This window comes from Streptococcus parasanguinis (assembly GCF_001578955.1).
In the GTDB taxonomy this organism is placed as follows: Bacteria; Bacillota; Bacilli; order Lactobacillales; family Streptococcaceae; genus Streptococcus; species Streptococcus parasanguinis_U.
In genome coordinates this window covers 1-286 of record NZ_KQ969776.1, presented here as the reverse complement: position 1 = coordinate 286, position 286 = coordinate 1, and the positions used below count along the sequence as shown (strand labels likewise).

At 42.3% G+C, this 286-nt stretch carries 1 protein-coding gene and 1 pseudogene; both read left to right on the top strand.

What is annotated here, in order from left to right; all coding sequences use genetic code 11:
- The coding region (locus SPADD19_RS11960; protein ID WP_164905882.1) for a winged helix-turn-helix domain-containing protein at window positions 1–152 on the top strand (152 nt) is incomplete at its 5' end.
- Window positions 145–286, top strand: a pseudogene (locus tag SPADD19_RS11955) (cell wall metabolism sensor histidine kinase WalK); the annotation flags it as partial. The gene SPADD19_RS11960 and the pseudogene SPADD19_RS11955, both read left to right, overlap by 8 nt.

Genomic DNA, 286 nt, shown 5'->3' with positions numbered 1-286 from the left:
AGACGGTGTGGGGCTATGATTACTTTGGTGACGTTCGGACAGTGGACGTGACGGTTCGTCGTTTGCGTGAAAAAATCGAGGACACACCGGGACGTCCAGAATATATCTTGACTCGCCGTGGTGTTGGATATTATATGAGAAACAATGATTGATCAACTAAAACAATTTGTAATGTCGTCGAACTTTGTCTTTGTTCTGATTACGGTTGGGTTTATCATTGTGGTAGCCTTGCTTTTGCTAGAAAACCGTAGGGACAATATCAAGCTCAGACAATTAAACTCCAAAA